Source organism: Microbispora sitophila, assembly GCF_014892245.1.
In the GTDB taxonomy this organism is placed as follows: Bacteria; Actinomycetota; Actinomycetes; order Streptosporangiales; family Streptosporangiaceae; genus Microbispora; species Microbispora siamensis.
In genome coordinates, this window is the sequence record NZ_JADBGC010000001.1 from 476,366 (window position 1) to 501,850 (window position 25,485).

The window sequence follows — 25,485 nt, forward strand, 5'->3', positions numbered from 1 at the left end:
AACGTTGCCTCCCCTTCGCCTCCGGCAAACGTTGCCTCCCCTTCGCCTCCGCCAAACGTTGCCTCCCCCGCTCACACCTGTCCGCTCACCTGCCCGTCAGCGCCTCGCGGGCCTCGGCGACCCAGCGGGGCACGCCCACCCGCTCGGCCACGGCCAGCGCCTTGTCGTAGTGGTCGCGGGCCGGCAGGCCGAGCCGTACGGCGAGGTCGCCGAGCGTCTTCGCCACCGGCCACAGGGCGACCACGCCGGTGCCGGCCCCGGCGATGCGGTCGCGGAACGGCGCCAGCTTCTCGTACGCCTCCCGCATCCGGCCCTCGTCGTCCAGCAGCATCCCGGCGAGCGCCCGCCAGATGAGGGTGAGCTCGTAGAGGAAGTCGGTGCGGACCGGTTCCCGGCTCGCGGCCACCACCCGCGCGTCCCTGACGTGCCCGGCCGAGGCGAGCGCCACGGCGTAGGCGTCCAGCGTCCACTTCGCGCCGCGCTGGTGGGCCTCGCCCAGCGGCTCGGCCATCTCGGCGGCCCGCCCGTCCACCAGGTGCAGGCAGAACGTGGCGATCAGCGGCAGGTCCTGGCGGCCTTCGAGCATGCCGGCCCGCGCGGTCAGCCGCGCCGCGTTCCGGTAGGCCCGCTCGGCCCCCGCGTAGTCGCCGGTGATCATCAGCCGCTGCCCGGCGTACCACGCGCCGACGGCCGCCGGGGCGGGCAGGGCGTACTGCCGTCCGAGGCGTTCGGCCTGCGCGAGGTGCTCGTCGGCCTCGGCGAAGTCGCCGCGGGCCGCCGCGCACTCCAGCAGCACGAGGTGCGCCAGCGTCTGCACCGCGATCTGGCCCGACTCCGCCCCGACCCGCAGCAGCTCACGGCCGATGGTCTCGCGCTCGTCGACCTGCGTCAGCGTGTACGACTGCCGCAGCCGGCCGCTCAGCGCCATCGCCAGCAGCGCGGGGTCGCCGCTCGACCTGGCCAGCTCCTCGGCCTCCAGCGACGCCTGGTAGCCACGCTCGGTGGCCGATCCCTCCAGCTCCAGGGCCAGCGTCGCGAGCAGGCTGGCCCGCAGCGACTGCTCGCCCTCCGGCAGCTCGACCAGCGCCTTCTCGGTGACGTCGACGATCTCCCAGGCCGTGCGCGTGAAGTCGCGGGCGATCCCCTTGTGCGGCACCGCGAGCGCCGCCGCGACCCGGGCGGTCAGCTCCAGATCGCCCAGGGGCAGCGCGACCGACATCGCCTCCCCCCGGTGCGCGCGGGCGGCGGTCATGTCCCCGCACAGCGCCAGCGCCCTGATCATCCGCAGCTGAAGCTCGAGCCGGTCGCGTACCGATCCACGGCCCTCGCGGGCCCGGCCCGTGTGAGCACGGTCGAAGGCGGCGATGGCCTGCTGCCAGAGCGTCGCGGCCTCCCGGTGGGCGAACCTGCGCTCGGCCTGCTCGGCCGCCAGCCCGGCGTACCGTACGGCCTTCGCGGCGGTCTCCACCGTGCCCGCCGCGTCGTAGTGGTGGGCCAGCGCGGCCACGTCGTTCGGGCTGCGCTGCTCGATCACCGAGGCGACCGCGGCGTGCAGGCGCGAGCGGCGCAACCGGGAGGCGTCCGAGTAGATCGTGTCCCTGACCAGGTCGTGATCGAACCTGAGCAGGCCGGGGCCCGGCTCGGTCACCAGCCCGGCGAGCAGGGCCGCCTCGACCGCGTCCACCACGGCGTCCTCGTCGCCGGACACGTCGACCAGGACGTCCACGTCCACGTCGCGGCCGATCACGGCGGCCTGCAGCAACACCTGCTGGGCCCGCTCGGGCAACCGGGCGATCCGCCGCCGCAGCACGTCGCGCACGCCCGAGGGCACCTCGGAGATGTCGGCCTCGGCCTCGAACAGCCGGGCCGTCTCCTTGACGAAGAACGGGTTGCCCCCGGCCCGCTCGACGATCGTGCTGACGACCTCGTCGTCCACCTCGCGCACGCAGGTCGCCCGGACGAGCTCCGCCACGGCGGCGTCGTCGAGGCCGCCGAGCCCCACGCGTACGGGGTCGAGCCTGGCCAGCGCGGCCAGCACGTCCTGCTGCTGGTCGTTCAGCTCGCCGTCGCGGCAGGTCACCACGACGAGCACGCGGCTGGCCGCGAGCAGGCTGGGCAGCGCGCGCAGCAGCGCCAGCGTCTGGTCGTCGGCCCAGTGGAGGTCCTCCAGGAGGATCAGCAGCGGGGCCTCGCGCGCCACGGCCGACAGGTAGCCGCCGACGGCCCGGTGCAGCCGGAAACCGCCCGACGCCTCGTCGTCGGCGGTCGTCGATCGGCTTCCGGCGGCGGCGTCGTCGAGCAGCGGCGCGAGCAGCGCGGCGTACTCGCCCGCGCCCCTGCGGGCGACCAGGGCGCGCAGCACCTCGACCCAGGCCCAGCCGGGCGGGGTCGCCGTGCTGTCGGGGCAGCCTCCGGTCGCCCCTATCCAGCCGTCACCCTCCAGCCGCTCGAACAGCCGCCGCACCAGCGTCGTCTTCCCCGCGCCGGGATCTCCACTGACCACGGTGACGGTGAACCGGCCCGCCTGGGCGCGGGGCGCGGCGGCGGCGAGCGCGGCCAGTTCGGCGTCGCGGCCGACGAACGGCTCGGGTTCCAGCGGCGGGGCGTCGCCGGTGGCGAGCGGCCGGGGCGGCCAGGTCGCGGTGATCTCGGCGGGCCGCCGGGGCGCGGGGAGCACGAGGTCGAGCCCGGGGTCCTGGGACAGGATGTCCGACTCCAGCTTCCGCAGCGCCGGCCCGGGGTCGATGCCCAGTTCGTCGGACAGGATCGTGCGGGCCCGGCGCAGCGCGGCGAGCGCGTCGCCCTGCCGCCCGCACCGGTACAGGCCGAGCGCGAGCAGCCGCCAGCCCTCCTCGCGCAGGGCGTGCTCGGTGGTCAGCGCCTCCAGGTCGGGCACGGTCTCGGCGTGCAGGCCCATCCGCAGCCCGGCGTCGGCGTGCCGCTCCCTGGCCACCAGGCGCAGCTCGCTCAGCCGCGCCACCTCCGCCTCCGCCCAGGACTGGTCGGCGAAGTCCGAGTACGGCGTGCCCTGCCAGAGCGCGAGCGCCGAGTCCAGCCGGCCCCGGGCGGCCTGTGGGCTCTCCTCCAGCCGTTCCCCGGCCGAGCGGACCACGGCCTCGAAGCGCAGCGCGTCCACCTGTTCCGGGGCGGCGCGCAGGGCGTACCCCGACGCGACGGTCACGAGCAGCCGGTTGGGCCCGCCGCGTGGGCGGTTCGGCTCAAGCACGCGGCGCAGCCGGGAGATGTAGACCTGTAACCCCGACTGGGCGCCCTTGGCGGTGTCGTCGTCCCACAGGTCGAACAGCAGGGTGTCCACGGGCACGACCTGGCCGCGCGCCACCAGCAGACGGGCCAGCACCGCGCGCTGCCGCAGCCCGCCGAGGTCGAGCTCGTCGGTGCCGTCGTGCGCCCCCACGGGCCCCAGGACCCGGAACGACACCGGGCTCGTCGGGGGGCTCATCCAGCGCTCCTCCGCTGTCGTGCGTCGTGCCTGCCGGCCGCCGCTGGTCGTCCTATCTCAGGCGTCACCGTATGCGCGCCCGCGAAGGGGCACAAGGCATTCACCAACCCGGACACCCTCACCTTCTCGTCCCGCGAGTGTAGGAGATCGGCAGGGTGACCCGCAGTTGATCAGCGGACGCGGGTGCGGTGCGGGGAGGCGGCCGATCCCGCCCCGGCGGCCGCGGCGCGGGTCTCCCGCCTGCGCAGCAGCGCCCATCCGCCGAGCGCGAGCCCGCCCCACGGGATCTCGATGGTGTAGGTCCAGAAGCCGAAGAGCACGGCGGCCGCGGTGGCCCCGCCGGCGGGCTGGCCGAACGCCCCGATCAGCAGCGTGGCGACGCCCCCCTCCATGATCCCCGCCCCGCTGGGCGTGACGAGGGCGGTGGTGAGGACGCGGCTCAGCGCGAAGACGGCGACGGTCTCGGCCGGTCCCGGGTAGGAGTCGGTGGCGACCAGGCAGGCGGCCATGATCAGGCACTGCAGGACGAGGAAGGCGACCATCCCGAGCGACAGGCCCGCCCACCGGCTGTGGATGATGCCGGCCGTGTCCCTGCGCAGCCGTTCGATCGCCGCCGACGCCGCGTGCTCCGCCGGGCGGAACCGCCGGGGCGCGAGCCGTACGATCCCGTCCAGGACGCGGCCGAGGACGGCGGCGGCGCGGTCCCAGTACAGCGCCGTGGCGACGACGGCGACGAGGACGAGGATCGAGACGGCCCCGACCCAGCCCGCGTTGGCGACCGTGGGATTGGTGGCCTTGCCCGCGATCAGCAGGCACAGGATCCCCACGGCGGGCAGGATGAACCGAAATAGCGAGTTCCAGATGCCGGTGACCAGCGTGTAGACGACGATCGGCCGGTTGGCGAAGCCCCAGCCGCGGGTCATGCCGAACGTCAGGGCCACGCCCGCCGCCCCGCCGAACGGCAGCAGGTTGCTGACCGCGCTTCCCGCCGCGTTGAGCGTGAGCGCCTGCATGTGCGTGAGACCGGGCAGGGCAGAGGTCATCACGAACGTGTACGCCCACAGGCTCGCCAGCCACAGGAGGGTCATCAGCGCGATCGTCTGCCACCCGAGACCGCCGAACTGGTGGCCGATCTCCGTCCAGCTCACGGTGGCGCCTGTCAACGTGTGCACGATCTCCGGGAGATAGAGCACCAGTGCCGCGGCCAGCCCGAGCGACACCACAGACAGCGCGATCTGCAGCCACTTCCTGTTCACCCGCGTACGCCCCCAGTCCGGTGTCGGTCCTCTCCAGTCTGCCGGGCCGCGGGGGCGGCCGTATCCTCCTGCCGGAGGATCACGACCCTTAGGGGGTGGCCTGCGGGCTGCCGTCGAACGGATGCCGCAGGCGGGTGCCGCGGGGCAGGCCGCGGCGTACGTACCACTCGGTGCCGAAGACGAAGCGGTAGGCGAATCCGGGGATCTTCAGCATCGCGCCCAGCGTCCGGTCGCCGTCGCCGCCGGTGGCCTGGCTGGCGTGGGCCGCCATCGCCGCCCGCTTGGCCTTGGCGTACTTGCGCACGTTGACCCGGTGGGTGATCGCGTCCCGGGGCGAGTAGGCCCGCTCGAAGCTCCGCACGTCGATCGCCGGGTAGAACCGGGAGGCCAGCCGTACGCCCTTGAGCAGCAGGTCGCGGTCGACCGTCGCCTCCAGCACGATGGGCGTCCCGGCGATCTCGGCGGCCCGGCTTCCGACCCGGTAGACCTGCACGTGGTCGGGGTGTCCGTAGCCGCCGGCCGGATCGTAGATCGTGAGCAGGTCGGCCGTCTCCTCCTTGAGCACCGTGGCCAGCCGCTGCGCCGCCTCCTCGATGTCGGCGTCGATGAACGCGTTGTCCGGCCGGTCGTCGGCCACGCCGCCGTCGATCGCCAGGCCGGAGTCGCCGTAGCCGAGCAGCACGACCCGGGCGCAGCCCAGGGCCGCGGCCGAGCGGTGCAACTCGTCCATGCGGGCTCTGCCCAGCTCCTCGCCGTGGGGGAGGTCGGCGAGGCCGCGCTCGCCGGCCGTCGCGACGACGAGCACCACGCGGTGCCCCTCGTTGGCCAGCATGGCCATGGTCCCGGCGGTCAGCAGCGCCTCGTCGTCGGGATGGGCGTGGAAGAACACCGCCGTCCTCATCGCGCCCCACGGAACGTCGTCATGCGTGCTCCACTCGTCTGCGCTGCCGGTTCCGCCCATGATCCCACGTGGCCCGGGCCGAGTGACGCCGCCCTCCCTGTGAGCAGTCCGAATAGGCGTGCGGTTTGATGGGCGTGGCGTGCTCTGCCACGCTGACCCGGTGAGGATTCTTCACGTCAGCGACTGCTACCTGCCGCGGCTCGGAGGGATCGAGGTGCAGGTCGCCGACCTCGTCAGGGCTCAGCGCGAGGCGGGCCACACGGTCGAGGTGGTGACGGCGACCCCGGGGGAGCGGCTGCCCGGAGTGCACCGGGTGGTCGCGAACCTCCCGTTCGACCTGCCGGTCCATCCGCGCGGCACGGCCCACCTGCTCCGGATCATGGCGAGCGGACGGTTCGACGTGGTGCACGTCCACACGGGGGCGGTCTCGCCGTTCGCGTGGATGGGAGTGCACGCGGCGGTCCGGGCCGGGCTGCCGGTGATCGCGACCGTCCACAGCATGTGGGACCCGGTCACCCGGGGCGTCTACCGGGCGCTGCAGGCGGCCTTCGAGTGGCGGCGCTGGGGCCTGGTTCTCACCGCCGTGAGCGAGGCCGCCGCGCGCCCCATCCGCGCCGTCGCCGGGCCCCGTGTGCCGGTGCAGGTGGTGTCGAACGGCCTGGACGTGACCTCGTGGCGGCCCGAGCCCGATTCCGTACGGGACATCATCGGGGACGGGCGGGTGGACGACGCCGTTCACGTGGTGGCGGTCGGCAGGCTGGCGCCGCGCAAGCAGCCGTTGCGGCTGCTCAAGCTGCTGGAGACGGCGCGCAACCGGGTGCCGAGGGACATCGCGATGCGCGCGACGATCGTGGGCGACGGCCCCGCTCGCGGGCGCATGGAGCGCTACCTGCGGGCGCGCCGGATGGGGTGGGTGTCCCTGCCGGGCAGGTACAGCCGGGACCAGATCAAGGACCTGCTGGCCGTGGCCGACGTGTTCGTGGCCCCGGCCCCGCGCGAGTCGTTCGGCCTGGCCGCGCTGGAGGCACGCGCGGCCGGCGTGCCGGTGGTCGCGCGGGCGCAGAGCGGCGTGGCCGACTTCGTCAGGCCGGGCAAGGAGGGCCTGCTGGGCCGCACGTTCGACGACCTCGTCGCCTCGGTCGTACGGCTGGCTCGCGACTCCGCTCTGCGTCAGTCGATCGCCGAGCACAACCGGGAGACGGAGCCGGTCCGGTGCTCCTGGCCCGCCGTGCTTGAGGGCTTCGCCCACTGCTACGAGCTGGCCAGGAACTAGGTCGTGCCTGACAAATCAAGCCCTGCTGCGCGTGGCCCAGGCGGCGCCTCGCTGCGTTGTCGCCCCACCCATGAAAATCCCTCGCAGGCTCGGGATTCCCGCGGGGCCCGGGAAAGACGCCCATAGCTCCGCTATGGGCTCCTCCTCCGCCTTGCGACGCATCCACCTGGATCCACGCTCGCGACGGGCAGCATTTGTCAGACACTCCCGATCCGGGCCACCGGGGTCTAGTAGGGGAGGACCCTTCCCGAGGGGGTGCGCAGGTCGACCGGGGCGGGAGTTCTCGGTGGCCGCGGTCGCGGCACGATCTGCACCTTCTTCATCGGGGCCCTCCTTTCGGCGGTGTCCGTCAGCTGGTGCCGTCATGATTCCCATGAATTGGTCGAAATTATCCTCCGCGCGTCAGTTCTTGTTCTTGTAACGTGCGCTTCTCGGTCACCCGCGCGTCGCGGACGGCCGTCGGAGCTACTCGCAGGCCGTGGTCCTGTCCGCGCCGGGGCCGCCGTTGCAGTCGTCGGTGCCGGCCCCGCCGTTGAGGCCGTCGCCGCCGCTGCCCCCGTTCAGCTCGTCGTTTCCGGCGTTGCCGCTCAGGTCGTCGTCGCCCGCGCCGCCGTTGAGCTCGTCGTCGCCCGCGCCCCCGCGTAGTTCGTCGTCTCCGGGGCCGCCGTTGACCTCGTCGTTTCCGGCGTCGCCGCGTACGTCGTCGGCGCCCTTGCCGCCGTCGAGGGTGTCGTCGTTGTTTCCGGCGCGCAACACGTCGTCGCCGGCCTCGCCGCGCAGGCGGTCGTCGCCGTCCCCGCCGCGCAGGTCGTCGTCGCCCGCGCCGCCGCGCAGGTCGTCCCTGCCGCGCCCGCCCCTGAGCTCGTCGTCGCCGTCGCCGCCGTACACCACCGTGGGCAGGGGGACGTTGATGTCCGCCGCGATGACCACGACGTCGTCCCCGTCGCCGGCCACGACCTTGATCTTCTTGATCACGTTGCCCACCAGGACGGCCTCCCCGTTGCGGGGATCGGGGCTGCAGCCCTTGATCGGGCCCGCCTCGTCCTGGACCGCCAGGGAGTAGCCGGCGAGCCCGGGCGCCTGGACGGTCACCTCGTTGGCCACCCCCGGCGTCGCCGTATAGATGAGCGTCGTCTGGGAGACCGTGCACGTGCCGGCGTAGGCGGGCTCGGCCGCCGCGGCGCCGGCGGGGGGAAAGGCGAGCGCCAGCACCGCCGCCGGCGCTACGAGCAGCCGTCGGCGTGCGGACAGATGGCTGGTCATGGGGGAGTCCCTTCACACGAACCGGGGCAAAGTGAACCCCAGGGTTGTACGCATCGTGGGACGGGGTCAATAGACGGCACGGCGGGAAAGGGAACGGTCCACGTGGCGAGGCCGGGCCCGGCCGGGATGTGAGCGCTCACCCGCCGGCCGGGCGATCAAGATCTATCTGATAAGCGCGGCGTGCTCGATTTGGCGCCGTTTTGCGAGCGCTCTCTCGATGTGCTGCTCCATGATCCGCGCGCGTTCGTGATCTCCCTGCCGGGAGCTGGCGGCGGCGAGATTGCGGACCACGCGGAGTACGGCCCCCGCGACTTCCTGCAGATGCGTTTCCCGATGCCAGGTCTCGCTGAGCGGATCGAGGCCGAGGACATTCAGCATGGCCCGGACCGACCGGCATTTCCCGGCCGCCCGCTCGCGGTCCCCGGACGCCAGCGCCGCGTTGCCCTCGGCCACCGCGCCGTGCACGGCCGCGAGGGCCTGCGGCACGTTCAGGTCGTTGTCCATGGCCTCGCTGAACTGCGGGGGAAGGGACGCGGCGGAGTCGGCGGCCACCCGCAGCACGAACCTCTCGACGCGCCGGTAGGCCGCCGCCGCCTCGTCCAGGGCGTCGGGGCTGAATTCCACCGGTGACCGGTAATGGGCCGCCGCCAGGTAATAGCGGAGTTCGGCCGGCCGTACGCGGTCGAGCAGGGCCGGGACGGCCAGCGGATTGCGGAGGTGTTTGCGTATCTTCTCACCCCGGTGCGTCACCGGCCCGTTGTGCAGCCAGAATCGCGCGAACGAATCCCCGGCGGCTCGCGACTGGGCCATCTCGTTCTCGTGGTGCGGGAATATCAGATTGGCCCCGCCGCCGTGGATGTCGAATTCCGCGCCCAGATATCTGCGGGCCATCGCGGAACATTCCAGGTGCCACCCCGGGCGCCCCTCGCCCCAGGGTGAGTTCCACACCGGCTCGCCGGGTTTGGCGCTCTTCCACAGCGCGAAATCGCGCGGATCGCGTTTTCCGTGCTCGTTTTCCTCGGCTGCCCTCAGATGCCTTGCCTGCTGCCGGGAGAGCGACCCGTAATGGGGGTAGGAGCCGACCGAGAAATAGACGTTGCCGTCGGACTCGTAGGCGTGCCCGGACGCGACGAGCTGCTCGACCATCTCGATCATCTCCGGGATGTGTCCCGTCGCCCGCGGCTCCACGCTGGGCGGAAGGCATCCCAGGGCGGTGTACGTGCGGACGAAGGCGCGGTGGACGGGATCGGTGATCCGCCACCAGGGAACCCCCTCGGAAATGGCCCGGTGAATTATCTTGTCCTCGATGTCGGTGACGTTCCGGCAGAGCAGGACCTCGTATCCGCTGATTTTCAGCCAGCGGTGCAGGATGTCGAAAGTCACCTGCGATCGGAGCTGCCCCACATGCGGCGGAACGACGACGGTGGGACCGCAGAGATAAATCGACACCATTCCGGGAATTCGGGGGACGAAATCGCGGACGGCGCGGCGATGCGTATCGTAAAGGCGAAGACCCACCTAGCCGAGGGTAAGCGACTTATCCGCTCGCTGTCGATAGCGCGGGCCGACCCGGGACCCGCACACCGGGAAATGGCGATTGTGAGGCCGGGGAATAAGGACGATCCGCCCGCTGGTTGGCCCAGACATGGAGCCGACGAAACGGGGCCGCGTCCGGGTGGAGACGACGGCCAAGCGCGTGCGTGTCTACGTCGAGGGCCGGACGGTGGCCGACACCACCCGGGCCCTGCTGGTCTGGGAGGTCCCCTACTACCCGACGTACTACTTCCCGGCGGACGACGTCCGCGTGGAGGAGCTGAAGGCGACCGGAGAGACGCGGCACTCGCCCAGCAGGGGCGACGCGGAGGTCCACGACGTGGCCGGCCGGCCGGGCGCCGCCCTCGTGTACGGGGACGACGCGCCGCTGGAGCAGATCCGGGGCCACGTCCGCTTCGACTGGAACGCGATGGACAACTGGTTCGAGGAGGACGAGGAGGTCTTCGTCCACGCCCGCGACCCGTACACCCGGGTGGACATCCTGGCCAGTTCGCGCCACGTCCGGGTGGAGGTGGGCGGCGTGACCGTCGCGGACTCGCGCAGCCCGCGCATCCTGTTCGAGACCGGCCTGCCGCCGCGCTACTACCTGCCCAAGACCGACGTGCGGCTGGACCTGCTGCGCCCGTCCGAGACCGTGACGCACTGCCCCTACAAGGGCCGCGCGGTGTACTGGTCGGTCGGCGAGGACGAGTCCGGCAAGGACCTCGTCTGGTCGTATCCCACGCCGCTCGCGGAGTCCCAGAAGATCGCCGGGCTGGTCGCCTTCTACGACGAGAAGGTGGACGTGTACGTCGACGGCGTCCTCCAGGACCGACCGAAGTCCAAGTTCGCCTGACCGAGGAGGAATCGCGGGCCGGGCCGGCCCGGAGCCGTGCCGCGGGTGACTCAGCGGGTTTGCTCAGCGGCGGATGACGTGGAGGACGCTGGCGATGCGCTCGGCGGCGGTGACCACGTCGGAGGCGTGCCCGATCCGGCCGGCCCAGGACAGCCAGTACCACCACTCGCCGTCGCTGGCGTTGGACGCGAGCACGTCCTCGGCCATCGTGGGCTCCATGGGGTTGATGACGCGCAGACGCGGATAGAGGCCGGCCGGCGCCGTCAGGCGTACCTGGAAGGAGTGGGCCTCGAGCTGCGCGGCGAGCCTCTCCAGGTGGTCCATCGCCTCGCTGCGGTCTACCGTCGTCATGGTCAGCCTCCGGGGAACGTCAGGACCTATCACCGGAAAGGGTGAACCCGCAACGACCCACCGGCAATCGCGTGGATTCCCCGAAACCGTGCAATAACCAGGGAACTCACCCGGATTCCGTGGAACACACGCGGGTTCGCGAACACGAAGGCATAACAGTCCCGGGGGGTTGTGTGCCTGCGCGTTTACCGTGGGGAAACAACCGTAAACGGGGACCGCTTCACCAGTGGAGGGCGTGCACATGGCCCGCGGAGAGCACTCACCCGCTTGCGCGCGTCGCTGGCGCGAACAGGCACAGGTAAGGCAGTGGACGCTTTGGCAGACCGTCCAGGCGATCCACGGGTGCTGTGGCGTCAGCCTGCTGAAGGCCCACCGGCTCGGCCGCGGGTGGTCGGCCCGGCAGGCGATCGAGGAGCTGGAGCACCTGTGCGAGCAGCAGAGCCTCGGCCATCCGCGGGCGAGCATCGACCTGCTGAACGCCTGGGAGAACAACCGGGCCCGCCCGCGTCCCCAGACCATCGACCTGCTGGCCCGGCTCTACCGGGCCAACGCCGTACGGCTCGGCCTGGCCGCCGACTACTGCGAGGACCCGGGCGGGCAGAAGATCGTCGTGGTGGGGCCGGGCCAGACCGGTGAGCAGGCCCGGGCCGAGGACCCGGTCGCCGACGACGCGGAGCGCCGGGCGTTGTTCCACCAGGCGATGCTGATGGGCACGCCGAGCGGCCGGTTCTTCGCGGAGATCGAGGGACTGCGCCACGACCTGGACCGCACGCTGGCCGCGGGCACGGTGAGCGAGGACCAGCTCGACCGGCTGGACGAGCAGGTGTTGCGCTACCGCAGGGAGTACATGACGACCCCGCCGACGCCGATGCTCTGCCGGGTCATGCTGGAGATCTCCGACGTGCGCCGGCTGAGCGCCGTCCGCCAGCCGTCGTCGGTGCAGCGCCGCCTGCTCACCGCGACCACGATGCTGACCCTGCTCGCCGCCGACGCGCTGATGAAGCTGGGCGACACCCGCCAGGCCCACGCCTGGTACGGCACCGCCCGCGCCGCCTCCGACGACGTGGGCGACCTGCGGCTGCGGGCGCTCGTGCGAGCCCAGCAGACCATGCTCCTCTACTACTACGGCGATCTGAACGAGACCGTGCGGCTGGCCCGCGAGGCGCGGACGCTGGCCGGCTCGGCCCCCAGCTCGCCGGCGGCGCTGGCGGCGGCGGCCGAGGCCCGCGCGCTGGCCAGGATGGGGGACGGCAAGGCCGCCAGGATCGCGCTCGCCGAGGCGGAGCAGATCTTCGCCCGCATGCGCGGCATCAGCCAGGACGACCTGGCCTTCGTCTTCACCGAGAAGCGGTTGAAGTTCTACCGCACCGGCACGCTGATCGAGCTGGGGGACGCCCAGCAGGTGCAGGGCATCGACGGGTTCCCGCCGGGCTTCCAGACCATCGACCCGGCGCTGATCCTGCTCGACCAGGCGAGCCACCTGGCCAGGAACGGCGACCACGAGGAGGCCTGCAGGATCGCCGCGGACGCGCTGCGGCAGGTGCCCGCCGAGCACCGCACCTCGATCGTCGTCACCCGGGCCAGGGCCCTGCTGGCGGACGCCGACCCCGCCCTTCCCGCCGTACGGCGCCTGCGGAGGGTGCTGTCGGAGTCGTCGCCCACGCTCGCCCTCAGCGGGCTGTTCCCCGCCGCGGACTTCCCCGTCGCCGAGAACGCCGAGAACGCCTGAAACCGCCATGAGGACGATGGAGCCGGCACCGCTGGCCGAAGAGGCGTTCGGGGTCCTGCGCGAGGTCTGCGCGAAGATCGGGGTGGACGCGCGGGGCGCGCGGCTCCTGCGGCTGCGCAGCAACGCCGTCTTCAAACTGCGAGGGGACACGGCGCGCGGGGAGATGGTGGTACGCATCGCGACCGCGCCGGACGCGCTGACCCGGCTGCCGGTGGTCGTGGCGGTCGCCCGCTGGCTCGCCGACCGGGGCTTCCCGACCGTGCGGCCCGCCGACGAGATCGCCGACCAGCCGATCGTGCACGACGGCCGGGCGGTCACTTTCTGGCGGTACGTCCCCTCCCGCGGCCGCCCGACGACCCGGCAGCTCGGCCGGGTGCTGCGCAGCCTGCACCGCGAGCCGGTGCCGCCGGTGGGGCTGCGGACGCTCACCGACCCGCTCGCCGAGGTGCGGCACGCGGTGGAGCACCGGTCCGAGGTGCTCACCGCCGGCCAGCGGTCCTGGCTGAGCGACCGCATCGAGGAGCTCACCGGGCGCTGGCGCGACCTGGACACCGGCTCGCCGGTGCTGCTGCACGGCGACGCCTGGATCGACAACCTGCTGCGCTGCCAGGACGGGCACGTGGTGCTGTGCGACTGGGACGGCGTGGCCGTCGGCCCGCGCGAGTGGGACCTGGTGCACACCTACCACGGGCAGCGCCGCTTCGGCCTTTCGGCGGCCGACGTGGACGAGTTCGCCCGCGCGTACGGCTCGGACCTGCGGCTGTGGCCCGGCTACAGCACGCTGATGGAGGTGCGGGACATGTACGCCGTGGGCATCCATATCCGCAACGCCTCCGGCGACCCGTTCTCCCGGCAGGAGCTGCCCCGGCGGCTCGACTCGCTCACGCGCGGTGACGGGCACGCCCGCTGGTATATGACGGCACCGGCATAGCCTCGGGTAATCGCGGGTACTCTCCGTACAGGCTGCGAGTGTCGCAGTGGACAATTCCTGAAAACATGGTTTGTAAAAAGCGCACCCGGGTCATCCCGGCGGCGGACGTGCGCGCATTTCCAGCGTCTCACGCGGTCGCGCAACGAATCCGCTACGCAGCCTCATGCTCCCGACCTGGGAACATGGTGTAGCTTCCAAGAAGGAGAAGCAGTTGTCTGAAGGCACTGTCAAGTGGTTCAACGCCGAAAAGGGCTTCGGTTTCATCGCTCCGGACGACGGCACCGCTGACGTGTTCGTTCATTATTCGGCGATCAACTCGAACGGTTACCGGACGCTGGACCAGAACCAGAGAGTCAGCTACGTGACCGTTCAGGGCAACAAGGGACCGCAGGCCGAACAGGTCACGCCGCTCTAGGACGTGACTCACGGTGACATCGCGGCCGTGACCGGCCGCGCCGGCGGTACCACGTCGGCCCGCGCCGCTCCGGCGGCGCGGGCCCGATGTTTTGCCGTTCCTTTGCCGGGCATCGGGAACGGTCATGAGACTGAGCATGACCTCCGATCTGTGGTGGAAGAACGCGGTCGTGTACTGCCTCGACATCGAGACCTTCGCCGACGGCAACGGCGACGGGATCGGTGACTTCAGGGGGGCGATCCAGCGCATCGACCATCTGGACCGGATGGGCGTGACGTGTATCTGGCTGATGCCGTTCTTCCCGACGCCCGACAAGGACGACGGCTACGACATCACCGACTTCTACAACGTCGATCCGCGCCTGGGCACGCTCGGCGACTTCGTCGAGTTCATGCGGGTGGCCAGGGACCGCGGCATCAGGGTCATCGCCGATCTCGTGGTCAACCACACCTCCGACAAGCATCCCTGGTTCAAGGAGGCGCGCTCCAGCCGGGACTCCCGCTATCGGGACTGGTACATCTGGTCCGACAAGCCGGAGCCCGACGATCCCAAGGGCATCGTGTTCCCCGACAAGGAGGACAGCCTCTGGGAGTACGACGAGAAGACCGAGCAGTACTACTTCCACCGGTTCTACCGGTTCCAGCCCGACCTGAACACCGCCAACCCCGAGGTGCAGGACGAGATCTCCCGGATCCTCGGGTTCTGGATGGAGCTGGGCCTTTCCGGCTTCCGGGTGGACGCCGTGCCGTTCCTCGTCGAGCAGGTCACCGACAGCGGCGACCTGCCCGACCCGCACGAGTTCTTCGCCTGCCTGCGGGCCTTCCTCAGCCGCCGCGACGGCAGCGCCATCCTCCTCGGCGAGGTGAACCTGCCGTACGACGACCTGGTGCGGTACTTCGGCAACGATCTCGGCGACGAGATCACCATGTGCTTCGACTTCATCACCATGCAGCGGACGTACCTGTCGCTGGCCCGCCAGGACTCCAGTCCGCTGGCCGCCGCCCTGCGGGAGCGTCCCAAGGCACCCAAGGACTCCCAGTGGGCGACGTTCGTCCGCAACCACGACGAGCTCACGCTCGACAAGCTGAACGACGCCGAGCGCGAGGAGGTCTTCGCGGCCTTCGGACCCGACAAGGACATGCAGTTGTTCGGCCGGGGCCTGCGCCGGCGCCTGCCCACGATGCTGGGCGGCGACCTCGACCGGATCAAGATGGTCTACAGCCTGCTGTTCTCCCTGCCGGGCACCCCGGTGCTCTTCTACGGCGAGGAGATCGGCATGGGGGAGAACCTGGAGCTGGAAGGCCGCCAGGCCGTCCGGACGCCCATGCAGTGGACCCCGCACCGCAACGGCGGCTTCAGCGACGCCGACCCCTCGAAGGTGCGGATCCCCATGCCCACCGGGGACTACGGCCCCGAGAAGGTCAACGTCAGCGCGCAGGAGCGCGACCCCGACTCGCTGCTGTCGTGGATCACCCGGCTGATCCGGCACTACCGCGACTGCCCGGAGTTCGCGTGGGGCGCGTACACGGTGCTCGACACCGGCGTGGACGCCGTGTTCGCCCACCGTGCCGACTGCGACGGCGAGACGGTCGTGGCCGTGCACAACCTCGGCGACACCGAGGTCGAGGTGGAGATCGGGCTGGACGGGCTCGACTCGTCCAAGGTGCTGACCGACCTGCTGGTGGACGGCACGGTCGAGATCTCCGACGACGGCCGGGCCCGCTTCCCCATGGGCAGGTACGGCTGCCGCTGGTTCCGCGCCTCCACCCCCGAGACGGCCCCGGCCGATTCCGCCGACGTCTCCTAAGGGATCCCTCAGGGGCGGCTCGGGTGGATCTCCGATGGGCCGCCGCCCTCCCCACGGCCAGAGTGAAGAGCCATGGGGATGGTCTTGGGATACGTGCTGGTGGCGACCGGCGCCGTCGCGATGTTCGCGTTACACCTGGTGGCGGGGCTCGACCCGCTGACGGCCATGATCAGCGAGTACGTCTTCGCGCCGCACGGATGGCTGCTGCCGGTCTCGCTGACGTCGATCGCCGCGGGCTCGGCCGTGCTCGCCGTACGGCTGGCGCGGCTGGACCGGCGCGCGGCGCTGCTGGTGGGCGTGTGGAGCGCCTGCCTGCTGCTGGTGGCCGGCTTCCCGACCGACCGGCCGGGGCTGTCGCTGTCGCTCTCCGGCGGCATCCACCGCTATGCCGCCTTCGCCGCCTTCGTCAGCCTGCCGGTGGCCGGGCTGCTCGTCGCCCGGACCACCCGCTCGCGTCTGGTGCGCGTGCTGTGCGCCGTCGCGCTCGGCTCGCTGCTCCTCGTGGTCCTGCCCTACGCCTTCCGGATGCTGCACCTCGACCCCGGCACGGTGCCGGCCGGGCTCACCCAGCGCCTCACCGTCGTCTCCGAGGTGGCGGCGCTGGTGAGCATGTCGGTGTCGGCGGCAAGGTCAGCCGCCGCAGCTCTGGTAGGTGAAGGTGCCTGCCCTGACCTTGTAGGAGTCGCGCACCCGGGTCTTACCCGTCCGGGTGTCGATCCTGAGGATGGTCACGTGGTCGACGCTCGCCGAGCGGATGAGGTGGAGCGTGACCTCGTGCTCTCCGGTCCAGTCGATCATCTCGACCGAGGCGTCGGACGGCAGGGAGAAGCGGACGGAGCCCCCCGTCTGGTCGGTCGTGGCGTCGTAGAAGCGCAGCCGGGCTTTCTTGCCGCTCCCGGTGACGAACGCGACCGTGCGGTCGTCGGAGGACAGCGCCCACGGCACGTTGGCGGCCACGATCTGGGGCGGGACGACGTGGGCCAGCTCGCCGCCCTTGGTGTCGTAGACGCCCAGCCCGGTGGTGTTCTCGTCGGTGCTCTGCTCCACGAGGACGGCTGAGCCGTCGCCGCTGAAGCCCCTGAACGTGCCGAACGCCGGGACCGTGCCGGTCTCGCTCGCCCCCGAGACGTCGAAGATCCGGGCCCGGCTGCTGCCGTCCTTCACGCTGTAGCCGAGGATCAGGCGGGCGCCGTCCTGGGAGAGACGCACCCAGGCGTCGTCCATGCCGACGCCGCGAGGGAGCAGCTTCTTCGGCATGACGTGCACCGGGCCGTGGAACTCGCGCACCACCAGGCGGTGGTCGGTCTTGCGGAAGTAGGCCACCGACTCGCCGTCGCCGCTCACCGAGAGCGGGGCCTGCATCTCCTTGTTCGGCTTGCCCTTGGCGTTCAGCGGCCACACCATCGCGTCCTTCAGCGCCACCCGCGTGCCGTCGAGCAGGTCCAGCCGCCAGGTGTGGCACGGCGTCGTGGCGCCGTCCTTGGCGGTGCAGGCGTCCACCGAGGCGTAGCGAATCGAGTGGTGCGCGGTCGCCATGGCGGGCGCGGCCGCCGCGGAGATCGTGAGTGTGGACAGGGCGAGGCCGGTCAGACCCAATGTGATCGGCAGGATGGGGTGCCGCATGACTGTCTCCTTTCTGGGAGGTCATGCATTGGACCCGCCCCGGCCGTCGCCGGTTCGTCACAAGTCGATTGCTTACGTCTGGCCGTCGAGCGTCTCGAGCGCGTCCTCGATGGCCCGGTGGAAGGTCGGATAGGCGTACATCATGTGCCGCAGCCGCGTCGTGGGGATCTCGTTCTGCACCGCCACCACCAGCGCGCCGAGCACCTCCCCGCCGGCCGGCCCGGCGCTCGTGGCGCCGACCAGCACGCCGCGCCGCGCGTCCTCCACCAGCTTGACGAAGCCCTCGTGCCCGGCCCCGTGGATCCAGCCCCGGGCCGACTCGCCGACGGAGGCGAAGCCCACCCGCACGTCGAGCCCGGCCTCCCGGGCCTTCCGCTCCGTCAGGCCGACCGAGGCCACCTCGGGGTCGGTGAACGTGACCCTGGGCACCGCCCGGTAGTCGGCCGGCGGGCCGCCTTCGCCGAGGATGTCGCGGGCCGCGATCCTGCCCTGGTAGACGGCGACGTGTGTGTACGCTCCCCGGCCGGTCACGTCGCCGACCGCCCACACGCCGTCGGCGGCCCGCATCCGCCCGTCCACGGTGACGAACCGGGCGCTCTCGTCGAGGCCGGCGTCGCCGGCGCCGATCGCGGCCAGGTCGGTCCTGCGCCCGGTGGCGACCAGCAGACGTACGGCGCGGAGAGTCCGGCCGTCCTCCAGCGTGAGGGTGAAGCCGCCCTCGTCGTGCCGCACCCGCTCGGCCGCGACTCCGGTGTGCGTCTCGAGGCCCTCGCCGGCGAACACCCGGGCCAGCAGCACGCCCGCTTCGGGCTCCTCCCGCGCCAGCAGGCGGTCGGCGGCCTCCACGACCGTCACCCGCGTGCCGAACCGGGCGAACACCTGGGCGAGTTCGCAGCCGATCGCCCCGCCGCCGAGCACGATCAGCGACTCGGGCATGTGCCGCGCCACGACGGCGTCCCGGTTCGTCCAGTACGGCGTGTCCTCCAGGCCGTCGATCGGAGGGACGGCGGGATCGGTCCCGGTGGCGAGGACGATCCCGCGCCGTGCCCGCAGCACCCGGCCGTCCACGGTCACCTCCCGTGGCCCGGTGATCCGGCCGCGGCCGCGTACGAGGTGGACGCCCGCGCTCTCGAAGTGCTCCGCCCTGGCGTCGTCGCTGAAGCCGTCGGTGGCCTCGCCGCTGATCCGGTCGATCACCGGGGCCCATTTGGGGGAGACCCGGACCGAGCCGGCCATGCCGGGCACCCGCCGCGCCTCGGCCAGCAGTCCCGCGGCACGCACCATCATCTTGGAGGGGACGCAGCCCCAGTAGGCGCACTCGCCCCCGATCAGGCCGGCCTCCACGCCGGCGACGCTGAGGCCGGCCTCCGCAAGCCGTCCCGCGACGTCCTCCCCGCCGGGTCCCAGGCCGAGCACCACCACGTCGTACATGCCGTCCATGCCGGTCAACTGCCCAGGCAGGCGGAGCCGTACCGTGCGGAAAACCCGGGATGACACGAGGGGCGGGCCCACCCGGGCCCGCCCCTTACCGTGCGTGGTCGGTCAGATGAGACCGAGAGCCCGTACGGCGTCCCGCTCCTCGACCAGCTCGTTGACCGAGGCGTCGATCCGCTCCCGGGAGAACGCGTCGATCTCCAGGCCCTGGACGATCTCCCAGCGGCCGTTCCTGGACACCACAGGGAAGGAGGAGATGAGGCCCTCCGGCACACCGTAGGAGCCGTCGGACGGGATGGCGGCCGAGGTCCAGTCGCCCTCGGGCGTGCCGTTCACCCAGTCGTACACGTGGTCGATCGCCGCGTTGGCCGCGGACGCCGCCGAGGACGCGCCGCGCGCCTCGATGATGGCGGCGCCGCGCTTGGCGACGGTCGGGATGAAGGTGTCGCGCAGCCACTCCTGCTCGACCTGCTCGGCCGCGATCTTGCCGCCGACCTCGGCGTGGAAGAGGTCCGGGTACTGCGTGGCGGAGTGGTTGCCCCAGATCGTCATCTTCTTGATCTCGGTCACCGGCACGTTCAGCTTGCCCGCGAGCTGCGAGAGCGCGCGGTTGTGGTCGAGACGGGTCATCGCGGTGAACCGCTCGGCCGGAACGTCGGGAGCCGCGGACTGCGCGATGAGCGCGTTGGTGTTGGCAGGGTTGCCCACGACGAGCACGCGGATGTCGTCGGCCGCGTGGTCGTTGATGGCCTTGCCCTGCGGGCCGAAGATGCCGCCGTTGGCCTCGAGGAGGTCGCCGCGCTCCATGCCCTTCGTACGCGGGCGGGCGCCGACGAGCAGCGCGACGTTGGCGCCGTCGAAGGCCTTGGCCGGGTCGTCGGAGATTTCGATGCCCCGCAGCAGCGGGAACGCGCAGTCGTCGAGCTCCATCGCGGTGCCCTCGGCCGCCTTGACGGCCTGTGGGATCTCCAGAAGGCTGAGCTTCACCGGGGTGTCTGCCCCCAGGAGCTGGCCCGAGGCGACGCGGAAGAGCAGCGCGTAACCGATCTGGCCGGCCGCGCCGGTGACGGTCACTTTGACGGTCATGACGATCCCCATTCGCGATATGTGTGACTCACGGATGCTACCCGTCGGCCCGTATCCCCTCGTGAGCAGGTAGCGCTTCCGACTTCCGCGCGTCGGGAGCGGTCTGGACGGGACATCCGGCCCCTGGCCACGCGTTTCGCCTGCGAAAGGGTGAAACTTTCACGAAACACGCAGGTGACTTCAGGCGTAACGGGGCGACGGAATCCCTGCTCGGACGCGGGGTGAACGCCGGGCCGCGACTTCGCCGCGCTCCCGCCCTTGACGGGTCCCTGTACGGCGCCGGGGGTGGTGCCTATGGTTCGTGGGAGCGCTCCCAAGCGCAGAATTCATCGCCAGGAGGACCTTCCCAATGAGATCCACCCCCCGACCGGGAGCCGTGAGCTCCACGGTGCGCCGCGGCCTGGTCGCGGCGGCCGTGCTCGCGCTCGGTTCCACGGCGGCCGTCGCCACCGCCACTTCGGCGAGTGCCGCGGTCTCGTGCAAAGTCACCTACACGGCCAGCGAGTGGCAGGGCGGCATGTCCGCCAACCTGAGCATCCAGAACCTGGGCGACGCCCTGAGCAACTGGACGCTCACCTTCACCTTCCCCAACAGCAGCCAGAAGGTCACCCAGGGCTGGTCCGGCAACTGGAGCCAGTCGGGCAGCAACGTGTCCGTGACCGCCATGGACTGGAACAAGTCCCTGGCCACCGGCGCGTCCACGAGCATCGGCTTCAACGGCACCTGGAGCGGCAGCAACCCGGCGCCGACCGACTTCAAGATCAACGGTGTGTCCTGCAACGGCACCCCGCAGTCGCCGTCGCCGTCGCCGTCGCCGTCGCCGTCGCCGTCGGCCTCGCCGTCGAAGTCCCCCTCGCCGTCTCCCTCGGCCTCCCCCTCGGCCTCTCCTTCGGCCTCCCCGTCCGTTTCTCCGTCGGCCTCGCCGTCGGCGTCGCCCTCCCCGTCGACCTCGCCGCCGCCGCCCGGGACCCACGTGGACAACCCGTACGCCGATGCGACGGGCTACGTGAACCCGGACTGGTCGGCCAGCGCGAAGTCCGAGCCGGGCGGCTCGCGGGTGGCCAATATCTCCACGGCGGTCTGGCTGGACCGCATCGCCGCGATCAGCTCCGGCTCGGCCGGCAACAACAGCATGGGCCTGCGTGACCACCTCGACGAGGCGGTCAAGCAGGACGCGGCCAACGGGAGCGCGCCTCTCACGATCCAGGTCGTCATCTACGACCTGCCGAACCGCGACTGCTCGGCGCTCGCCTCCAACGGTGAGCTGAAGATCGCGCAGAACGGCCTCGCGCGGTACAAGAGCGAGTACATCGACGTGATCGCCGGGATCATGGCGGACCCCAAGTACTCGAACCTCCGCATCGTGACGATCATCGAGCCCGACTCGCTGCCGAACCTGATCACGAACGTCAACAACTTCCAGGCGTGCCAGGAGGCGCAGTCCTCGGGCGCCTACGTCCAGGGCGTGCAGTACGCGCTGAACAAGCTGCACGCGATCAAGAACGTGTACACCTACGTGGACGCGGCACACCACGCCTGGCTCGGCTGGGACAACAACTTCCAGCCGATGGTGAACCTCTTCCACCAGGTCGCCACCGGCACCACCGCCGGCGTGAACAGCATTGACGGCTTCATCGTGAACACCGCCAACTTCGCCGCGCTGACCGAGCCGTACTTCAACATCAACACCACGGTGAACGGCCAGTCGGTGCGCCAGTCCAGGTGGGTCGACTGGAACTGGTACGTGGACGAGTCGTCCTTCGCGACCGCTCTCCGCAACGCCCTGGTGGCGAAGGGCTTCCCGAACACCATCGGCATGCTGGTCGACACCTCCCGCAACGGCTGGGGTGGCGCGGCCCGTCCGACCAAGGCGAGCACGTCCACCGACGTCAACACCTTCGTGAACGAGTCGCGCGTCGACCGCCGGATCCACGCCGGCAACTGGTGCAACCAGTCCGGCGCCGGTATGGGTGAGCGGCCGAAGGCGAACCCCGCCCCCGGTTTCGACGCCTACGTCTGGATCAAGCCGCCGGGTGAGTCCGACGGTTCCAGCTCGGCGATCGCGAACGACGAGGGCAAGGGCTTCGACCGCATGTGCGACCCGACCTACACCGGTAACAGCCTGAACGGCAACAACCCGTCCGGTGCTCTGCCGAACGCCCCGGTCTCGGGCCACTGGTTCTCCGCGCAGTTCCAGCAGCTGATGCAGAACGCCTACCCGCCGCTCTCGTAAGCCGAGGCGCGCCAGGCGCACAAGAAAACGGGCCCCGTCGCACTGCGGCGGGGCCCGCTCCTTTTTCCCGGCCCTGTTTCCGGCCCTGTTTCCGGCCCTGTTTCCGGCCATGGAGCCGGTCAGGTGTAGTGGTTCGACCGGCTGCTCCGGGTGAGCTTGAGCACGACCGACACGATCAGCGCGATCGCGCCGATGATCAGAACCCACTTCAGCGCCCCGAAGATGAGCCCGATGACGGAGCCGAGAAGGAAGAACCCGACGATTACGGCTGCGGCGATGAGGAGAATGCGTCCCATGCCTTCACCGTACGGGCCGCCCTCCCGCCGATCACAGGGCCGAAGGCCAAGTTCAGGGCAGACTCAGGGTCATCTCAGGGTGGGGGAGGGGGCCCGCTCGGCCGTCAGTCGTTGGCGTGCAGCGCCGCGTTGAGCTCGATGCCCCTGCTGTCGCGGGACACGGCCTCGACCGCCCCGGTCGTCGAGTTGCGGCGCAGCAGCAGGCCCGACTTGCCCGACAGCTCCCTGGCCTTCACGACCGCTCCGTCGGGCAGCGTGACCTTGGTGCCCGCCGTGACGTACAGCCCGGCCTCCACCACGCAGTCGTCGCCGAGCGAGATGCCGATGCCGGAGTTGGCCCCGAGCAGGCAGCGCTCGCCGATCGAGATGACCTCCTTGCCGCCGCCGGACAGCGTGCCCATGATCGAGGCGCCGCCGCCCACGTCGGATCCGTCGCCCACGACGACCCCCGCCGAGATGCGGCCCTCCACCATGGAGGCGCCGAGCGTGCCGGCGTTGTAGTTGACGAAGCCCTCGTGCATGACCGTGGTGCCGCTCGCCAGGTGGGCGCCGAGCCGTACGCGGTCGGCGTCGGCGACCCGCACCCCGGAGGGCAGCACGTAGTCGACCATGCGGGGGAACTTGTCCACGCCGTAGACGGTCACCGGGCCCCTGGCCCGCAGGCGCAGCCGCACCTCCTCGAAGCCCTCCACCTTGCACGGGCCGTGGCTGGTCCACACGACGTTGGCCAGCAGCCCGAAGATCCCGTCGAGGTTGACCGTGCGCGGCCGGACCAGACGGTGGGACAGCAGGTGCAGGCGCAGGTACACGTCGTACGCGTCGACCGGCGGGGCCGACAGGTCGGTGATGCCGGTGCGCACGGCCACGACCTCGACGCCCCGGGCGGGGTCGGGGCCGACCAGTTCCGCCATGCCCTCGCCGAGGTCCTCGCCGGCGATCGGCTCGGTGCCCACGGCCGGGGGCTCGCCCAGCGCCGGGAAGGGGAACCAGGTGTCCAGCACGGTGCCGTCCGCGGCGATCGTGGCGAGGCCGATGCCGTACGCACCCGAGGTGGTGGAGTCGATAGCTGTCATGTGCACCTACGCTACCGGCTCAAGACGAGGCATCACCTGGGCGGACGAGGCCCGACTCGTAGGCGTACCGGACGGCCTGGGCGCGGTCGCGCAGGCCGAGCTTGGCCAGCAGGCGGTTCATGTGCGTGCTCACCGTGGCCTCGCTGATCGACAGCGTGTCCGCGATCTCGCCGTTCGACAGCCCCCGCGCCACCAGGCGTAGCACCTGTTCCTCCCGCGCGGTGAGTCCCGTCTCGGGCGGCGGCGCGGCGGGCTGCGCGCGGCGGTAGGCGTCGACGACCCGGCCCGTGACGGCGGGGTCGAGCAGCACCTCCCCACGGGCGGCGCTGCGGATCGCGGCGAACAGGTGCTCGGGGGGCGAGACCTTGAGCAGGAAGCCGCTGACTCCGGTGTGCAGGGCCTGGTCGAGGTTCTCGTCGGTGTCGTAGGTCGTCAGCATGATCACGCGTGGCGGCACGGGCGCGGACAGGATCCGCCGGGCCGCCTCCAGGCCGTCGAGCCGCGGCATCGCGATGTCGAGCAGCACGACGTCGGGCCGCAGGCTCCGGGCCAGCTCGACGGCGCGTTCTCCGTCGGACGCCTCGCCCAGCACGGCGAGGTCCGGCTGAGTGCCGATCACCAGCCGCAGCCCGGCCCGGACCATCGCCTGGTCGTCGGCGATCAGAATCCCGATCAGGCGCTCGTTCACAGCGTCTCTCACAGTGTCTTTCACCGGGGCAGCACCGCCCGGACGCCGAACCCGCCCGAGGCGAGCGGTCCCGCGGTCAGCGTGCCGTGGAACAGGGCGGCCCGCTCCCGCATGCCGATCAGCCCGTGCCCGCCTTCCTGCCCGGCGCCGCGTGCCCGCGCCTGCGCCCGGCCCTCGCGGGGGCCCAGGTCGACGATCTCCAGGTGGAGCTCTCCGGGGCGGTAGTCCACGGTGACCGTCGCCCGGGTCGGGCCCGCGTGCTTGAGCGCGTTGGTCAGCGCCTCCTGCACGATGCGGTAGGCCGACATGTCGAGCCCGGCGGGCAGCGGCGCCGGGTCTCCGCGCACCTCCAGGGTCGCGTCGAGCCCCGCGGCCCTGACCTGGTCCAGCAGGTCGTCCAGCCGGTCGAGGCCGGCCTGCGGACCCGAGTCGGCAGGCCCGCGCAGCAGGCCGAGCATGCGGCGCAGCTCGTCCACGGCGCCCCGGCCCGTCTCCTCGATCGACGCGAGCACCTGCCGCTCACGTTCCTGGTCCTCGCGCAGCATGAGCCGTACGCCACCGGTCTGCATGGTCATCACGCTGACACTGTGGGCGACGATGTCGTGCAGTTCGCGGGCGATGCGGGCGCGTTCCTCCGCCACGGCCTCGCGGGCCAGCAGCTCGCCACGTTCGGCGGCCTGGACGGCGAGCACGCGGTGGCGGCGCACGGCCAGGCCGGCTCCGGCCGCGATCGCGGACATCACCACGGCCACGGCGACGTCCCCCCACCCCGCCTGGGGGGACGAGGTGGACATCATCGCGGCGACGTACGCGCCGCTCGCCGCCAGGCCGACGGCGGCCCGCACGCTGCGCGGCCGCACCTCGGACAGGAGGGTGAACAGCAGCACGAGCTCGGTGTAGAACTGCCAGGCCGCCGCGGTCTGGGACTCCAGGAGGAGCAGCGGGACGGTGACGGCGCAGTAGACGAACAGGATCGCGAACGGAGCGCGGCGCCGGAACAGCACCGCGACGGCGGCGGCGATCCCCCCGGCGATCCACACGGGGAGATGGTCGCGGGCCGGGCCCGTCGAGCGCCCGCCGACCTCCTCGGCGATCGCGAACAGGCCCACGACCACCGCGACGAGCCAGTCGACGAGAGTGGGGGGACGGCGGTGGAGCATGGTGGAGAGAGTAATGGTGCAGAGAGTAACGGTCGTCCCGAATGCACCGTTCCACAAATCCGCCTGTAGGGGGACAGAGGGTCAACGTGTGCTTTGACGACGGGGTGGGGGACCGAT

The 25,485-nt window shown here is 71.5% G+C and carries 21 protein-coding genes and 1 pseudogene; 10 read left to right on the top strand and 12 right to left on the bottom strand.

The genetic code is table 11. From position 1 onward, the window contains the following. Positions 1–85: 85 nt before the first annotated feature. The 3 genes from IL992_RS02190 to IL992_RS02200 all read right to left on the bottom strand — a co-directional run bounded on the left by IL992_RS02190 (position 86) and on the right by IL992_RS02200 (position 5,617). Complete coding sequence (locus IL992_RS02190; protein WP_193201593.1) at positions 86–3,460, bottom strand: AfsR/SARP family transcriptional regulator; 3,375 nt, start codon at positions 3,458–3,460, stop codon at positions 86–88. Positions 3,461–3,630: 170 nt separating this feature from the next. Beyond that, positions 3,631–4,716, bottom strand: coding sequence for a lysylphosphatidylglycerol synthase domain-containing protein (locus IL992_RS02195; protein WP_193201594.1), 1,086 nt, complete (start codon positions 4,714–4,716; stop codon positions 3,631–3,633). Between the two features lie 88 nt (positions 4,717–4,804). Then, positions 4,805–5,617, bottom strand: coding sequence for a PIG-L deacetylase family protein (locus IL992_RS02200; RefSeq protein WP_193201595.1), 813 nt, complete (start codon positions 5,615–5,617; stop codon positions 4,805–4,807). Positions 5,618–5,777: 160 nt separating this feature from the next. On the opposite strand from IL992_RS02200, the gene IL992_RS02205 reads away from it, so the two are divergent. Beyond that, positions 5,778–6,890, top strand: coding sequence for a glycosyltransferase family 4 protein (locus IL992_RS02205; RefSeq protein ID WP_193201596.1), 1,113 nt, complete (start codon positions 5,778–5,780; stop codon positions 6,888–6,890). A 465-nt stretch (positions 6,891–7,355) separates the two neighbouring features. Here IL992_RS02205 and IL992_RS02210 read toward each other — a convergent pair whose 3' ends face one another. Continuing rightward, positions 7,356–8,153 carry a calcium-binding protein gene (locus tag IL992_RS02210; protein WP_193201597.1) on the bottom strand — a complete coding sequence of 266 codons (798 nt, stop codon included), beginning with the start codon at positions 8,151–8,153 and terminating at the stop codon, positions 7,356–7,358. A 162-nt stretch (positions 8,154–8,315) separates the two neighbouring features. Beyond that, positions 8,316–9,671, bottom strand: a complete 1,356-nt coding sequence (gene cysS, locus IL992_RS02215; RefSeq protein ID WP_193201598.1) for a cysteine--tRNA ligase — start codon at positions 9,669–9,671, stop codon at positions 8,316–8,318. A 127-nt stretch (positions 9,672–9,798) separates the two neighbouring features. Here cysS and IL992_RS02220 point away from each other — a divergent pair, with 127 nt between their 5' ends. After that, on the top strand, positions 9,799–10,542 hold the full coding sequence (locus IL992_RS02220; protein ID WP_193201599.1) for a DUF427 domain-containing protein: 744 nt from the start codon (positions 9,799–9,801) through the stop codon (positions 10,540–10,542). A 63-nt stretch (positions 10,543–10,605) separates the two neighbouring features. Here IL992_RS02220 and IL992_RS02225 read toward each other — a convergent pair whose 3' ends face one another. Further along, a complete protein-coding gene (locus IL992_RS02225) occupies positions 10,606–10,893 on the bottom strand; it encodes a hypothetical protein (protein WP_079315904.1) in 288 nt (95 codons plus the stop codon). 241 nt (positions 10,894–11,134) lie between these two features. Here IL992_RS02225 and IL992_RS02230 point away from each other — a divergent pair, with 241 nt between their 5' ends. The 7 genes and pseudogenes from IL992_RS02230 to IL992_RS48865 all read left to right on the top strand — a co-directional run bounded on the left by IL992_RS02230 (position 11,135) and on the right by IL992_RS48865 (position 17,285). Continuing rightward, positions 11,135–12,622, top strand: coding sequence for an XRE family transcriptional regulator (locus IL992_RS02230; protein WP_226872066.1), 1,488 nt, complete (start codon positions 11,135–11,137; stop codon positions 12,620–12,622). Positions 12,623–12,638: 16 nt separating this feature from the next. Then, positions 12,639–13,553: a phosphotransferase enzyme family protein gene (locus IL992_RS02235; RefSeq protein ID WP_226872068.1), complete on the top strand. Its 915-nt coding sequence runs from the start codon at positions 12,639–12,641 to the stop codon at positions 13,551–13,553. 211 nt (positions 13,554–13,764) lie between these two features. Beyond that, on the top strand, positions 13,765–13,968 hold the full coding sequence (locus IL992_RS02240) for a cold-shock protein (protein ID WP_079315906.1): 204 nt from the start codon (positions 13,765–13,767) through the stop codon (positions 13,966–13,968). Positions 13,969–14,104: 136 nt separating this feature from the next. Next, positions 14,105–15,775: an alpha-amylase family protein gene (locus IL992_RS02245; RefSeq protein ID WP_226872070.1), complete on the top strand. Its 1,671-nt coding sequence runs from the start codon at positions 14,105–14,107 to the stop codon at positions 15,773–15,775. Between the two features lie 165 nt (positions 15,776–15,940). Continuing rightward, positions 15,941–16,333: pseudogene (locus IL992_RS48855) on the top strand (DUF998 domain-containing protein); the annotation flags it as partial. 475 nt (positions 16,334–16,808) lie between these two features. Next, complete coding sequence (locus IL992_RS48860) at positions 16,809–16,946, top strand: hypothetical protein (RefSeq protein ID WP_193201603.1); 138 nt, start codon at positions 16,809–16,811, stop codon at positions 16,944–16,946. 204 nt (positions 16,947–17,150) lie between these two features. Continuing rightward, positions 17,151–17,285, top strand: a complete 135-nt coding sequence (locus IL992_RS48865; protein ID WP_404804722.1) for a hypothetical protein — start codon at positions 17,151–17,153, stop codon at positions 17,283–17,285. Positions 17,286–17,470: 185 nt separating this feature from the next. Here IL992_RS48865 and IL992_RS02260 read toward each other — a convergent pair whose 3' ends face one another. Then, positions 17,471–18,895 carry a dihydrolipoyl dehydrogenase family protein gene (locus IL992_RS02260; protein WP_319018272.1) on the bottom strand — a complete coding sequence of 475 codons (1,425 nt, stop codon included), beginning with the start codon at positions 18,893–18,895 and terminating at the stop codon, positions 17,471–17,473. A gap of 45 nt (positions 18,896–18,940) precedes the next feature. Continuing rightward, positions 18,941–19,918, bottom strand: a complete 978-nt coding sequence (locus IL992_RS02265; RefSeq protein ID WP_079315954.1) for a malate dehydrogenase — start codon at positions 19,916–19,918, stop codon at positions 18,941–18,943. Between the two features lie 349 nt (positions 19,919–20,267). Here IL992_RS02265 and IL992_RS02270 point away from each other — a divergent pair, with 349 nt between their 5' ends. Further along, positions 20,268–22,151 (top strand): glycoside hydrolase family 6 protein, encoded by a 1,884-nt coding sequence (locus tag IL992_RS02270; RefSeq protein ID WP_193201604.1) that lies wholly within the window; start codon positions 20,268–20,270, stop codon positions 22,149–22,151. 119 nt (positions 22,152–22,270) lie between these two features. On the opposite strand, the gene IL992_RS02275 is transcribed toward IL992_RS02270, so the two are convergent. The 4 genes from IL992_RS02275 to IL992_RS02290 all read right to left on the bottom strand — a co-directional run bounded on the left by IL992_RS02275 (position 22,271) and on the right by IL992_RS02290 (position 25,368). Beyond that, a complete protein-coding gene (locus IL992_RS02275) occupies positions 22,271–22,447 on the bottom strand; it encodes a hypothetical protein (RefSeq protein WP_179155236.1) in 177 nt (58 codons plus the stop codon). Positions 22,448–22,551: 104 nt separating this feature from the next. Beyond that, on the bottom strand, positions 22,552–23,520 hold the full coding sequence (gene dapD / locus IL992_RS02280) for a 2,3,4,5-tetrahydropyridine-2,6-dicarboxylate N-succinyltransferase (protein ID WP_193201605.1): 969 nt from the start codon (positions 23,518–23,520) through the stop codon (positions 22,552–22,554). A gap of 19 nt (positions 23,521–23,539) precedes the next feature. Beyond that, positions 23,540–24,208 (bottom strand): response regulator transcription factor, encoded by a 669-nt coding sequence (locus IL992_RS02285; RefSeq protein WP_319018273.1) that lies wholly within the window; start codon positions 24,206–24,208, stop codon positions 23,540–23,542. A gap of 20 nt (positions 24,209–24,228) precedes the next feature. Continuing rightward, complete coding sequence (locus IL992_RS02290) at positions 24,229–25,368, bottom strand: sensor histidine kinase (RefSeq protein ID WP_193201606.1); 1,140 nt, start codon at positions 25,366–25,368, stop codon at positions 24,229–24,231. Between the last annotated feature and the right edge of the window lie 117 nt (positions 25,369–25,485).